Origin of the sequence: Streptomyces sp. NPDC048415 (assembly GCF_040651675.1) — a bacterium.
In the GTDB taxonomy this organism is placed as follows: Bacteria; Actinomycetota; Actinomycetes; order Streptomycetales; family Streptomycetaceae; genus Streptomyces.
This window is the reverse complement of record NZ_JBEZKJ010000066.1, coordinates 1-12,622: the sequence shown is the minus strand read 5'-3', so window position 1 is coordinate 12,622 and position 12,622 is coordinate 1. Positions and strand designations below refer to the sequence as shown.

At 68.9% G+C, this 12,622-nt stretch carries 13 protein-coding genes and 2 pseudogenes; 8 read left to right on the top strand and 7 right to left on the bottom strand.

Features of this window, described 5'->3' with window-relative positions; all coding sequences use genetic code 11:
* Positions 1-125: 125 nt before the first annotated feature.
* Positions 126-1,244 (bottom strand): NAD(P)/FAD-dependent oxidoreductase, encoded by a 1,119-nt coding sequence (locus AB0D27_RS32095; RefSeq protein ID WP_362515764.1) that lies wholly within the window; start codon positions 1,242-1,244, stop codon positions 126-128.
* Between the two features lie 53 nt (positions 1,245-1,297).
* Here AB0D27_RS32095 and AB0D27_RS32090 point away from each other — a divergent pair, with 53 nt between their 5' ends.
* The 6 genes and pseudogenes from AB0D27_RS32090 to AB0D27_RS32065 all read left to right on the top strand — a co-directional run bounded on the left by AB0D27_RS32090 (position 1,298) and on the right by AB0D27_RS32065 (position 5,417).
* The gene (locus AB0D27_RS32090; protein ID WP_362515763.1) at positions 1,298-1,990 is read left to right on the top strand and encodes a TetR/AcrR family transcriptional regulator C-terminal domain-containing protein; all 693 of its coding nucleotides are present in this window, start codon (positions 1,298-1,300) and stop codon (positions 1,988-1,990) included.
* 149 nt (positions 1,991-2,139) lie between these two features.
* Positions 2,140-2,391 (top strand): annotated as a pseudogene (locus AB0D27_RS32085) (transposase); the annotation flags it as partial.
* A 380-nt stretch (positions 2,392-2,771) separates the two neighbouring features.
* Positions 2,772-3,851: a MerR family transcriptional regulator gene (locus tag AB0D27_RS32080; RefSeq protein WP_362515761.1), complete on the top strand. Its 1,080-nt coding sequence runs from the start codon at positions 2,772-2,774 to the stop codon at positions 3,849-3,851.
* Positions 3,852-4,142: 291 nt separating this feature from the next.
* Positions 4,143-4,556: a DUF4259 domain-containing protein gene (locus AB0D27_RS32075; protein ID WP_362515760.1), complete on the top strand. Its 414-nt coding sequence runs from the start codon at positions 4,143-4,145 to the stop codon at positions 4,554-4,556.
* The gene (locus AB0D27_RS32070) at positions 4,535-4,672 is read left to right on the top strand and encodes a hypothetical protein (RefSeq protein ID WP_362515759.1); all 138 of its coding nucleotides are present in this window, start codon (positions 4,535-4,537) and stop codon (positions 4,670-4,672) included. The genes AB0D27_RS32075 and AB0D27_RS32070 overlap by 22 nt, the downstream gene beginning before the upstream one ends.
* Positions 4,673-4,748: 76 nt before the next feature.
* Positions 4,749-5,417 (top strand): SDR family NAD(P)-dependent oxidoreductase, encoded by a 669-nt coding sequence (locus AB0D27_RS32065; protein WP_362515757.1) that lies wholly within the window; start codon positions 4,749-4,751, stop codon positions 5,415-5,417.
* A gap of 67 nt (positions 5,418-5,484) precedes the next feature.
* Here the strand turns inward: AB0D27_RS32065 and AB0D27_RS32060 are convergent.
* Positions 5,485-5,880 (bottom strand): annotated as a pseudogene (locus tag AB0D27_RS32060) (TetR family transcriptional regulator); the annotation flags it as partial.
* Positions 5,881-5,987: 107 nt separating this feature from the next.
* Here AB0D27_RS32060 and AB0D27_RS32055 point away from each other — a divergent pair.
* Entirely contained in the window at positions 5,988-6,965 is a 978-nt protein-coding gene (locus AB0D27_RS32055; RefSeq protein ID WP_362515756.1) for a zinc-binding dehydrogenase, read from the top strand.
* A 291-nt stretch (positions 6,966-7,256) separates the two neighbouring features.
* On the opposite strand, the gene AB0D27_RS32050 is transcribed toward AB0D27_RS32055, so the two are convergent.
* Positions 7,257-7,955 (bottom strand): HAD-IA family hydrolase, encoded by a 699-nt coding sequence (locus tag AB0D27_RS32050; protein ID WP_362515755.1) that lies wholly within the window; start codon positions 7,953-7,955, stop codon positions 7,257-7,259.
* A 271-nt stretch (positions 7,956-8,226) separates the two neighbouring features.
* Positions 8,227-9,108, bottom strand: a complete 882-nt coding sequence (locus tag AB0D27_RS32045) for a GntR family transcriptional regulator (RefSeq protein WP_362515753.1) — start codon at positions 9,106-9,108, stop codon at positions 8,227-8,229.
* 169 nt (positions 9,109-9,277) lie between these two features.
* Here AB0D27_RS32045 and AB0D27_RS32040 point away from each other — a divergent pair, with 169 nt between their 5' ends.
* Positions 9,278-9,466, top strand: coding sequence for a hypothetical protein (locus tag AB0D27_RS32040; protein ID WP_362515752.1), 189 nt, complete (start codon positions 9,278-9,280; stop codon positions 9,464-9,466).
* Here the strand turns inward: AB0D27_RS32040 and AB0D27_RS32035 are convergent.
* From AB0D27_RS32035 to AB0D27_RS32025, 3 genes are all read right to left on the bottom strand, one after another.
* Positions 9,444-10,244, bottom strand: coding sequence for an HAD family hydrolase (locus AB0D27_RS32035; protein ID WP_362515750.1), 801 nt, complete (start codon positions 10,242-10,244; stop codon positions 9,444-9,446). The two genes, AB0D27_RS32040 and AB0D27_RS32035, sit on opposite strands and share 23 nt — an antisense overlap.
* Positions 10,193-11,044 carry a winged helix-turn-helix domain-containing protein gene (locus AB0D27_RS32030; protein WP_362515814.1) on the bottom strand — a complete coding sequence of 284 codons (852 nt, stop codon included), beginning with the start codon at positions 11,042-11,044 and terminating at the stop codon, positions 10,193-10,195. The genes AB0D27_RS32035 and AB0D27_RS32030 overlap by 52 nt, the downstream gene beginning before the upstream one ends.
* A 166-nt stretch (positions 11,045-11,210) precedes the next feature.
* Positions 11,211-12,470 carry a GNAT family N-acetyltransferase gene (locus tag AB0D27_RS32025; RefSeq protein WP_362515748.1) on the bottom strand — a complete coding sequence of 420 codons (1,260 nt, stop codon included), beginning with the start codon at positions 12,468-12,470 and terminating at the stop codon, positions 11,211-11,213.
* Between the last annotated feature and the right edge of the window lie 152 nt (positions 12,471-12,622).

Below are 12,622 nucleotides of genomic sequence, written 5' to 3'. Positions count from 1 at the left end.
GCGTAGCTAGCTGCCCTCCCAGCCCGCGAGGAGGATCGGACCGGATTTTTGGGAACCGCGGCGGTGCCGTACTGCCCCGTGAAGCCGTGGCGAGCTGTTGGTGCTGGTGCTCTCGCGCTTGGCGGTCAGGATGGCTGGACCTGGTCGAAGAGGGCGAGGGCTTCGGCCGGGTCCGGGCTCACGAGGCGTTCCAGACCGGCCGTCGTGATCTTCGCCCACCTGCCCGCCCGCGCCCACATCTGCTCCTCGAAGGCTCGGACGGTCTCGTCCAGATCTCCGGGGCCGGTGGCGATGGACTCGGCGAGTTCGGCGCCTTCCAGCATCGCGAGGTTCGCGCCCGCCCCCAATGGGGGCATCAGATGGGCGGCGTCGCCCAGTAGCGTCACCCCGGAGACGTGGGTCCAGGTGTGGGACACGGGCAGGACGTAGAGCGGGCGGTGGACGAAAGCGGTGCCGTGGCGGAGGAGGTCGAGGACGGGAGCGGCCCAGCCGTCGAACAGAGCCAGCAGACTCGATCGCACGGCCTCGACGTCGGTCAGGTCCAGGTTCGTGTGCCAGTCCAGCGGCGCGCGGAATTTGGTGTACACCTTCACGTGGCCGCCGCTGTTGCGCTGGGCGACGAGGCTCCGGTTCATGCCATACACAGCCATGGAACCGTCGCCGATCAACCGGGCGAGGTCAGGGTGGCGGGTGTCGACGTCGTCGAGGGAGGTCTCGACATAGGTGACGCCGGTGTAGTGCGGTGTCGCCGACGAGACCGCCGGGCGGATCCGGGACCAGGCGCCGTCCGCGCCGACCACGAGGTCGAACGTCTCCTGTCGCCCGTCCGCGAAATGGACCAGTACGCCATCCCGGGTCCCCGGCACCACCTGCGTCACGCCCCGACCCCACTGGACGTCGAGAGGGCCGAGCAGCAGGTCACGCAGTTGCCCGCGGTCGATCTCGGGATTGGCCCGGTCATCCGGGCGGGGTTGCCAGTCGCGCAGGACGGTCCCGTCCGTGTCCAGGATGCGCATGGCCTGCCCCTCGGGACGAGACAGCGCCTGGAACTCCGCCAGCAGCCCCGCCTTGTCCAGCGCGAGCTGACCCATCCCCTCGTGCAGGTCCAGCGTGCCGCCCGGGGGGCGGGCGTCGGGGGTGGGATCGCGTTCGAGGACGGTGACGGGGTGGTCATGGCGGTGCAGGACACGGGCGAAGGTAAGGCCGGCAGGACCGCTCCCGACCACTGCGATGCGATGTCTCATGTCGATACACTGTATTGCTCGTATACGGCGCATCGCAACGGTACGGTGTGAGCATGACTGTCTGGGACCGGCCGGAGCCGCCGACTCGCCCCGTGCCGCTCGACCGGGAGCGGATTGTCGCCGCCGCCATCGCACTGGCCGACGAGGGCGGGCTGGAGGCGGTGTCGTTGCGCAAGGTCGCGGCCCGCCTGGACGCCGGTCCGATGCGGCTGTACAGATACATCTCCACCAAGGAGGAGCTGTTCGACCTCATGGTGGACGAGGTCCAGGCCGAGACTCTTCCCGAGGAGCAGCCCGGTGACTGGCGGGAGGCCTTGCGCGGCCTCGCCCAGCGCACCAGGCAGGCCGCCCTCCGCCACGAATGGCTGGCCGACCTGCTCGGCGGTCGCCCGACCCTGGGTCCGAACGGTCTCGCCGTGACCGAGGCCACGCTGGCTGCCTTCGACGGCCTCACCGATGTCGACACCGTCATGCGCGCCCTGGAGACCGTCAGCGCCTACTTCATTGGCGCGATCAGGCGCGAGATCGCGAACCTGCGGGCCGAGCGTGCCACGGGCCTGTCCAAGCACGACTGGCAGCGCGCCCACGGCCCGCATGTGACGAGAATGCTGGCCACCGGCCGCTTCCCGGCGCTGGCCAAGGCCGTGTACGACGGCACGGACGTGGACGCCGAGACATCCTTCGCAACCGGCCTGGACTGGGTCCTCGACGCCGTGGCCGCCAAACTCACCCGGCCGTCGGCGTGACGCTCAGCTCTTACCGAAAGCCCCTCACCTCGCCTCAGCAGTGAAAAGACACGGCCCAGCGACGGGGGGCGCGCCGGGCTGTGTAATCACCCGAGGGGTTTGGCCCCATTCAAGCTGCTCAGTTCCTGCAGGTCTGCAGAGCGGCATACATGGGGCTGGGTGTGCTGGAGGGGACGAAGCCGTCACATGTAGACGGCTTCGAGGTCGGCTGGCGGGACGACCAAGGTGAACGTCGGCTGCCGTTGGCGGATGCGATCTCGGTGCCGTTCGAGGCCGTGCGGCCGGTCCGCAGCTTCCCGTCATATCGCGGGCAACGGCATTTCCCTGGGTTGTATTGGTCGTCGACGACCGGTGGGCATGTGGGGTTCGAGTCCTGGCTGGAGCGGGATCACGCGATGCTATGGCCTCGACGACTTCCGGGTAGACGGCGCCATAGCGGCGTGGGTCGAAGGGGCGAACCTCCCGGATGACCTCACTCTTTGCATCCCCCTACTGGCGGAGTCTCGCTCTTACTGACGACGAAACGAAGTTCAAAGAGTTCAGAGCGGAGTTCAACCGACGACTGCGCCAGGAACGAGCGCTCCGGACCACGGCCCGGGCGTGGTTCCTCACCGAACTCAAGCGGACCGCCATGCGCATCGAAGTAGCCGTGCAGCACGATCGCCCGGAGCCAGATCTGGGGTTTGTTGTCCGGTCGGAGAGCCGCTAGTTGACCTTCACCTTGGGGGAGGCCACAGCATCAAAGGGCCGGGCAATGTGCTCGGCATGAGGAGGAGCGAGCATGGGGTTGCTGACCATCGGGGCGTTCGCGAAGGCATCCCGGCTGTCGCCGAAGGCTCTGCGTTTTTACGACGAACTCGGGCTGTTGACCCCCGCTCGTGTCGACCCGGCGACGGGCTACCGATTTTACGCTCCGGAGCAACTGGAGCAGGCCCGGCTGGTCGCCTGGCTTCGTCGTCTCGGAATGCCGCTGGCCCGCATTCAGGTCGTCTGCGAGCTGAAAGCCCCCGAGGCGGCTCAAGCGGTCCGCGCGTTCTGGGCGCAGGTCGAGGCCGACACTACCGCCCGACGGGACCTCGCTTCTTTCCTCATCGGCCACCTGTCCTGGGAGGACCCCGCCATGTCCCCGACCGCCAAGCCCTTGGGCATCCGTTACGCCGCACTGTCCGACGCCGGCCTGGTCCGCGAGAGCAACCAGGACACCGCCTACGCCGGATCGCGCCTGCTCGCCGTCGCCGACGGCTTCGGCCGAGGAGGCGCCCCCGCAAGCGCCGCCGCCATCGACGCACTCAAGCGCCTCGAAACCGACAGCATCCCGGCAGGCAATCTCCTCAACGTCCTCGAAGACGCCATCGAACAGGCCAACCGAGCCGTGCACGGAGTCGCCGAAACCGACCCCTCCTTGCAAGAGGTCGGCACCACGCTCACCGCGATGCTCTGGACCGGATCGCAACTGGCCCTCGTCCACATCGGCGACTCCCGCGCCTACCTCCTGCGTGACGGAGAGCTCTTCCAGATCACCCACGACCACACCATGGTGCAGTCGATGGTCGACGAAGGACGCCTCAGCCCGGAAGAAGCCACATCCCATCCCCAGCGGTCGCTGCTGATACGAGCCCTGGCCGGAGGAGGCGAAGTCACCCCCGACATGCGCCTGCATGACGCCCAGCCCGGAGACCGCTACCTGCTCTGCTCCGACGGCCTGTCCACCGTGGTGCCGACCGAGGAAGTACGCCAGGTCGTCACAACGATCAGCGACCCAGAGCAGGCAGTACGCGAACTCATCGCCCTGGCCAACCACTCCGGCGGCCCCGACAACGTCAGCTGCGTGATCGCCGACGTGCTGGAGCTCCAGCAGTAGGAGCGAGTGGCATGCACTTCACCATGCACCAGCTCCGCTCTCAAGAACTGATCCGCGCGGCGGACGAGTACCGACTCGCTCGCGAAGCACGGAAATGCAAAGCGACGTCCCGGACCGCCACAATCACCAAACCGGGCCCAACCCGCCTACGGCTGTCGGCCTGGCTCCGGAACTAAAAGGCCACGCTGCCTACGGTTGAGCGGGACAACAAGCACCAGCCTGTCCCGCTCAACCGTAGGCAGCACAGGTGAGGGGCCCGTCCTGCCCAGACTTATCTGGGACAGGACAGGAGTGTCAGTGGCTGACGGCACCGTGACGCCGGGGCCAACCGGAGATCACCATGGGACCTGGCACGTCGGCCCGTTCGACAACGATGACGCCGCGGACTTCGCCATCGCCTTCGACGAGGCCGACGTGGACGAACGCGGAAGCGTGGCGCGGCGCGCTCGCACGCTCCGCCCACACCACCGAGCACCTCGGCGCACCGACCACCTCGGCGCACCTGCCGCCGTGCCGGCGGTATCCGCCGCCGCGCCCTGGTCATCGCCCAGTGTCCGGGCGCTGAACCGGTCTGGCCGAGCTACGGCCCGAAGAGCCCTGCCGGAGTTTCCCAGCAATCGCCGGACGCCGACCGGCGACGCTGCGGGCGAGGTCGTCGCGGAGACGTCCGAGCTTGCCGGGCCGTGCTGCCCGAGGCCGATCTGACCCGCGGGCGCCGTGTCGTCGAGGCCTTCGCCGGCGACGAACGCATCACCGAGATCGGCGTCATCGCGGAACCGTCGCGCCTCGACCGACTCGACATCGCCGTACTGGACGCTTGAAATGAGGAAGAGCAGTTGATCCCCCTCTACACCCCGGCGGGAGCACCGCAATGATCACTCCGGCGGGAGCACCGCGATGATCGCGCTGGTCACCGGCGCCAACCGTGGCATCGGCCGCGAGGTCGCCCGGCAGCTGGCCGCGGCGGGTCACACCGTGTTCGTGACCGCCCGGTCCGCGCGAGCGGCCGCCGAGGCGGCGCGGGCCCTCGGGCCGAACGCGCGTCCGCTCCGCCTCGACGTCACCTCCGAGGCGGACATCGACGCGGTCGCCCGGGACATCGACGCCCTCGACGTCCTGGTCAACAACGCCGCGATCACGTACGACACCTGGCAGCGCGCCACGACCGCCGACCTGGACGTCGTACGGCAGGCGGCCGAGACGAATCTGTACGGTCCCTGGCGGCTGACGCAGGCGCTGCTCCCCCTCCTGCGCGCGAGTGCGCATCCGCGCGTCGTGAACGTCTCCAGCGAGGCCGCGTCCCTCACGGGCATGGGCGGCGGCACCCCCGCCTACTCCGCGTCCAAGGCGGCCCTCAACGCCCTCACCCGCATGCTCGCCGGCGAACTGCGCGCCGACGGCGTCCTGGTGAACTCGGTCTGCCCGGGCTGGGTCGCCACCGACATGGGCGGACCCGGCGGTCGTCCGGTGGCGGAGGGCGCCGCGAGCGTCGTCTGGGCGGCCACCCTCCCGGACGACGGCCCCACCGGCGGCTTCTTCCGCGACGGCCGCCCGCTTCCCTGGTGACTCACCAGGGAAGGGGGCGCGCGTGCACCACGTCCAGCCGCGACACCGCCCGTGTCGGCACCACGTACAGCCGGTGGAAGGCGAGCATCTCCGGGGCGTCATTTGAGGCCGGTGATGGGATCGCACGGCTCCAGCCCGGCCAGGAAGTGCCGGCGCAGCGCCGCCAGCGCGGACGCTCCCGCCCCGGCCACCCGCGCGGACTCCGTCTCGTGATCGGCGAACCGGAACAGGACGAGGTCCTGAACCGGTACAGGACAAGGTCCTCTTTGGCCGGGAACTACACGAGGTTCTCTTTGGCCGGGAACTACTGGAAGACGGTCGGCTTGGAGATCTCGGCGGCGGCCGCGACCTCGGCGACGGACACGGCGTCGAAGCCCTTCTCCAGGAGGAGCCCGGTCACGATGTCGGAGACAACCTGGTACATCCGCTGCTTCTTGCGCTCGCGCAGGCCCGTCTCAGCCATGCCACCGAGCCTACGCAGCACACCGGGCCGCTCTTGACCTCAACCGGACTTGAGGTCGAAGACTGCGAGCGATACCTCTTCTGTCCAGGTTTTTCAGGAGTGTTCCCATGCGAGCAGCACAGGTGAAGGCGTTCGGCGGTCCCGAGGTTCTCGTCCCGGTGGAGGTCCCGGACCCGGTCCCGGCGCCCGGCGAGGTCGTGATCGACGTGGCATACGCGGACACGATCTTCGTGGAGACCCAGGTGCGGTCGGGCTGGGGCCGCGACTTCTTCCCAGTGACACCCCCGTACGTCCCCGGAGGCGGCGTGACGGGCGTCGTCGGCGCCCTCGGCCCCGACGTGCCCGCCGAGTGGCTGGGCCGCCGGGTCGCCGCGTTCGTGACCGGCAGCTATGCGGAGCGGGCCGTCGCCCCGGCCTCGGCCCTGACCGTCGTACCGGACGCGCTGGACCTCCGCCGGGCCGCGGCCCTGGTCCACGACGGCGTCACCGGCACCGGCCTGATCGAACTGACCGGCATCGGCCCCACCGACCGCGTCCTCGTCCTCGGCGCCTCCGGAGGCATGGGCACGCTCCTGGTCCAGCTCGCCCACGCCCGCGGGGCACGCGTGGTCGGGGTCGCCCGGGGAGAGGCGAAACTCGCCCTGGTACGGGAACTGGGCGCGGACGCGATGATCGACGCGGCGCGTCCCGGCTGGGCGGCAGCCGCCCGCACGGCCCTCGGCGGCAACGACCGCGCCGAGGCGGCCGACGTCGTCCTCGACGGCGTCGGCGGCGAACTCGGCGCCGCCGCTTTCTTGTTGACCGCCGAGGGCGGCCGCTTCTCGGCCCACGGCGCCCCGTCGGGTGGCTTCGCCCCCATCGACCCGGCCGAAGCCGCCCGCCGCGGCATCAAGCTCTTCGGCATCGCCGACGTCCAGTTCTCCGCCACCGATCTGCACCGCCTCACCTCCACCACCTTCGCGGAGGCGGCTGCCGGACGACTGCGGCCGGTGATCGGCGAGGTGTTCCCGCTCGGACGGGCGGGGGACGCGCATGCGGCTATTGAGGGGCGGAGGGTGGTGGGGAAGGTGGTGTTGGAGGTGTGAGCGGGGGATGCCGTCCCCGTGACCGGACGGTCGAGGTCGACAGGGGCCGAGCAGACGATCTCGCTCCACCGGTAGGCACGCCGCTGTGGTCGACCGAGCAAGGTCAGCTCGGCCGGCTGGTCGACGAGCCAGCCGGCTTCACATGGCCGCTCGTTCGGCCGTACGAAACCCTCGCCGCGATCGTCCCGGAGATCTCCGACAGCTCATGCGCGGCATTCCAGAAGGTAACGCCACAGCCCCCCGTTCACCTGAGTTGAACCCAGCCTGCTCATGGTGCTTCCGCGAGGGCCGTCAGGAAGGGGACAGCGGAATCATGGCCGACAGCAACTCAAGTCGGGACACGACGAGTGGGGCGCCGGCGCCCCAGAGCGGACCGGCCTCCGCCTCATCACGCGCATAGCCCACAAATGCCACCTTGGCCTCGCGCGCGGCGTCCACATCCGTGGGCATGTCCCCGATCATCACGGCGTCATGCGCCTCGGCGCCGAGGCCTCGCAGGGCCCGATACAGAGAGTCGGGGTCGGGTTTCAGCCGTCGGGGGTCGTCGGTACGGCCGTGGATGTGGCCCTCGAAGTACTCGTGGAGGTGGACTCTTCGCAGGTATACGGCCACCGCGTCCGGCGAGTTGTTCGTGGCCACGGCCACGCGGATCCCGGCCTCCGTCAACCGGCGGACCAGCAGACCGGCGCCGGGCGTGGGCGGCGCGATCGCCGCCGCGGCGGCCTCGCCTTCCGCGAGCCGCTCTTCCAGCTCCACGACCAGGTCGCTGCCGGGCCGGGCTCGGTCCACGGCCCGCAGTACGACCTGTGGATCGATGGACGTGCGGACCTCTTCCGTGAGCAGCTCTCCAGCGTTGCGCAGCGCGACGGTACGGCGCAGTTCCCGGGCCAGAGGCGCCGACGCACCGTCCGGAAAGAGCCGGCAGAGGGGCCCGTCGAAGTCGAAGAGAAAGCATCGGCCCGTCGTCGTGAGGTGCGCGATCTCCCCCATGGCGTAAGGATCGTTCAGCTTCCCGCGTCCGGCCTTGTGGTCGGCTTCATCAGCCCACCGGGCGTCGTCGTCCTGCGTCACAGCATCCCGTCGTTCCGTCGTCATCAACCGGGCGCGCCGTCGAGCGGGCGCGCGGCGACTTCCCGCCGCCCTGAAGTGTGCATTGTCCGGAAGCTCGGCAAGGTCGAGTGCCACGCGTAGGACTTCGGGAAACACTGATTGGGCGTATGCGAAGGCACTGCGAGGAGACGACCCCCAGCGACTCGGACAGTCACACTCCCTGTCCCGGGAGGTGGTCCCATACCGAATCGAACCAGGTCTGCATGCTGTCCACGAAGAAGGAGCCCGGGGAACCCGTGTCGGGGCTCCTCTCGTAGTGGGTGAAGTCGGCACCGACCCCGAGCGTGTCGATCGCGTCGATCTCCTCCCCGCTGTCCAGGATGATCGGACGCTGGACCAATTTGTACGGCGCGAACAGCGCATCCGATCCGTTGAACAGGTAGAGCTTGAAGGCCGGCGCCAGCAGGACGCGGTGGATCTGAAGACTGACCTCCGGCACCAGTTTCTCGACCCTGAGGGAATCCAGGACGTACCGCAGTGAGGCGGTGTGCCGCTCCGCGATGTTCCACAGTCGCTCCACCGGACGCGGATCGGACGGTTCGGCCTGGTTACTGGGGAAGGGCATGTCGAGTGCCCTTGAAGGCATCAGCATGCGTACGGCGATGCGCTGCGGCTCGATCTGCTTCTCCCGGATCCGCTCCGCCTGCAACCGGACGTGGGTGTCCAGGGATTCGGACGTCAGAGTGCAGACATCAAGGGTGACCTGCGGCTTGTCGAACGCCTCGCTGATGATCTCGACGAGCCTCATGGAGCGAGGGTTCGCGCCCTGTGGAGCCGCGGCTTGTATCCGCTGCGTCTTGATCACGCGGGATCCGCTGCCCTGCCGGGACTCCACCCAGCCCTCGCCCGCCAGGGTTCTCACCACGCGCTGGACGGTGTCTCTGGATACGTCGAACTCCTCGGCGAGCAGTCGCTGTGCCGGCAGCGAACTACCCAGGGCATACGTCCCGTTGGCCATGCGGTCGCGCAGCACGTCCAGGACGCGCCGGAACTCCTTGCCCCCGCTTCCCTCACCGGTCCGCTCATCCTCCACATGGCGACCGTACCTCTTCTGGCCGACAAGCAAACCAGTTTCAGTCAAGCATGAAGCCCAACTTGACTGGTGGTTAAGGGATCAACCCGGCAGGGAAACCAGCTTTCAAGTCAACCAGTCCAATTGGACCGGTTGTTGATCGCTTCAGTGAAGTGAACGGGGTGCAGACATGGTTTTCTACCAACTGGTCGGTGCCGGGGTCGAATTCGGCATGGCACAACTAGTGCAGTGGAAGCTCGGGTTCACGGGCTTGGTCCTGATGACCATGGTGTTGATGGGCATGCGAGCGGGACATCCGCGGCTGGCGGGATGGGCGGTCTTCGTCCTCTTCCTGCTCACCCTGCAGCTTCTGGCCTGAGGCGGAGCACCCGCAGAACGTCCTCCAGCGACCGCACTATGTTCTCGACTCCCGCATCCCGCATGAGCTTCTCCTTGCGCTCGTTGCGCGCATAGCCGAGAAACGGCATTCCGGCCCGCTGAGCGGCGGCGAAGTCGTAGGGGGCGTCCCCGAGCATGAGCGACTCCGACGGGGCGGCGCTCAGAGCGCTCAGGGCCTGGTTGAGGCAGTGCGGGTCCGGCTTGAGGTGGTGCAGGTCCTGGGTGCGGCCGTAGATGTTGGGCTGGAAGCATGCACCCAGCCCTCGGCTCTCGAGGTAACTCGCTGCGGTGAGCGGGGAGTTGTTGGTCGCTATCGCCAGTCGGGCTCCGAGGGCGACCCAGGTGCGGATCAGCGGATCCGCGTACGCGGTCGGCCAGGCGGAGGCAACCGCCTTGAGTTCCTGCTGGGTGAGCCGCCGCTCCAGCTCGCTCACCAGAGCGCTCTTCGGATGCCGCCGGTCGACCGCGTGCAGGACCACCATCGGGTCGGGATGGACCCGTTCCTGCTCGGTCAGCAGTCCCCGAAGCCCCTGTCCTTCCAGCCACTCGACCAGGTCCTTCGCCACGTGCCCCGCCGAGTGGCCCGCGAACAACCGGCAGATCGGCCCGTCGAAGTCGAAGAGCACGAAGCGGGCGTGGGTGATCACTTCCCGCAGATTCTCTGTCTGTGTCGCCACCGAATCAGTCTGCGCCGTATCAGAAGTCACTAGGCGAGTGTCAGGTCCGTGGTGATGGTTTCCCAGAGGGCGTCGAACCACTTCTGGGATTGGTCCACGAAGGCGGCGTCCCGTTGGCCGGAACTCTTCTCGAAGGAGAAGAGGAGCGAGCCGGAGCCGAGGACGTCGTACATGTCCATGGCTCCGCCGTCCAGGGTCTCCTCGCGCCGGGTGATCATGTAGTACGCGATCAGCGCCTCCGACTCGTTGAGCAGGTACAGCTTCACCGGCGGGGTGAAGGGCAGGGCGCGGAAGGTCACGTGGACATCGATGCCGTGGGAGGAGCGCAGGGACTGGAGGCTGTGACGCAGGACGTGTGCCTGGGCGTTGCGCTGGTCCAGCCAGCGCTTGTGGACGGGAGCGTCCTCAGCGCGGCCCTCCACCGGGACCGGGAACGCCAGAGTGATGTCCCGGGAGGGGAGGAGGAGGCGTACGTCGATCGACTGGAGGCGGATCGTTCCCTCGTGGATCAGGCGGACCGGCTCGCCGAGGGCCAGCATCAGGGTCTCCGCGGTGAGACAGGCCGCGTCGATGCGCACGTGCGGCACGGAGAACGCCTCGACGATCCGGGGCGCCAGCCCCACCATCGACGGCTGGGGTTCGCCCCGCACAGGAGGGACCTCGGCGATCCGCGGCGGGCTGCCCTTGCTGACGTTGCTGAGGAGGCCGTCTTCCTGGAGCGCGCGCAGGGCCTGGCGGACGGCGCCTCGCTCGACGTCGAATTCCTCCGCCAACTCGGCCTGAGTGGGCAGACGGTCCCCCGCCTTGAGGTCTCCCACGCGGATCCGCTCACGCAGAACGTCGGCGATCTCCTGGGGCGAGAGGCTTCTGCTGTCGTTCACCTTGTCAGCCACCTTGTCGAAGTCGGCGGTCACGGACCCGCACCGCGCGGGCACAGCATCCGCCAGGTCACCACAACTCGGCTTCAGCTTAGGGCGGTTGCGCAACTGAGCTGTGATCCTCGTGGTGCCGCTCGCCCGGTCCGGCTGATCGGGGCCGCAGTACGACTCAGAAGATGTCCGGGCACCACGGTCGCCTGGACGTGCGGAGCAGGGCGTCGGCGACGGAGGCGGCGCCCTCTCGTTCTTCTCGCACCCGGCCCAGCGCCGCGAGCCGCACCGCCGACTCGTCGCCCAGCCACAGTGCCGCCAACTCGCCCACATCGAGGACGAGTTCGGCGTCCTGAGTGGTCGGCGCGCAGGACGCGCCGTCCGGCTCCGTCTCCAGCCGGTAGCGCCCGGCGGACAAACCGTCCCGGTCGTTGACCTCCAGGACCAGGGACCCCGAGCCCCCGTACGTACGCGCCTCCAGAGCCCGTACGACATCCAGGATCCGCACCCACAGCCAGTCCGCCTGCGTGGTGATCCGGGCGGCACGCGGATCCGGCAGCAGATGCGGCACCAGGTCGTCGGGGGCCCGCCAGCCGGTCTTGACCTTCGTGATCCAGTCGATCGAGCAGAGGTAGTGCCACAGGGCGCGCTCCGCCGCCGGCGTCACCGCGATCAGCCAGTTCACGGCCGCCGTGTTCAGCGGCTGCTTGGCGTCGCCCCAGTTGTCGTCCGACTCGTACGAGACCAGCCCCTCTGCCTCACCGGACGAGGAGCGGTACACCGCGTAGAACGGCTCCGTCCAGGGGCTGAGCTGGGTCACGCCCGGTGCACCGGTGTTGAGCCGCCACCAGCGCTCGTCGCGGCTGACCGCACCCGGCTGGGCGCGCCTGAGCCGTTCGTGCAGCTCGGGGCCGATCTTGCGGACGTCCTCGGCGTCCACCAGGTCGATACGGCCGCCGTCGGACGGGCCCTGCCAGCGGGGGTCCAGGCCCGTGCGTGGTACGTCGATGGTCCACTCGGTGGCGGTGGTGGCGGGGCCGAAACCGTACCGGCCGTAGATCGGGTACTCCGCCGCGATGAGCGTGGCGACCACGTCTCCCCGCTCCTTCGCCGCCGTCAGGTCGGTCGCCATCATGCGGGTGAGGAGGCCTCGGCGGCGGTGGGTGGCGGTGACGGTGACATTCGAGATCGCGTCCGCGGGGACTGGCGTGCCGCCCACCGCCGTGAGCTCCTGCGGGAACGATCTGAACGTCGCCACGCAGCGGCCGGCGTCGAACGCCCCGAGCGTGCGCTCCGGCACGATGTACGAACTCCGGTCCGCGATCTCGCTTTCCGGCACGGCCGGGGGCCGTAGGAACCCTGTGCTCAGCGCGCGGATCCAGTCCGGGATCTCGGACTTCGTGATCGCTCGTACGTCGATGTCGCCGCGGTGGGTCATGGGCACACGCTAGGTGCACGACGGTGGGGTGTCGCGGGGATTTTTCCTCGCCCCCTCCGCCCCTACCCGTCCCGTCCCTACTCGTCCCGTCCTTGGGGGCTCCGCCCCCAAACCCCCGCTCCTCAAACGCCGGAGGGGCTGGAGGAGCGGGC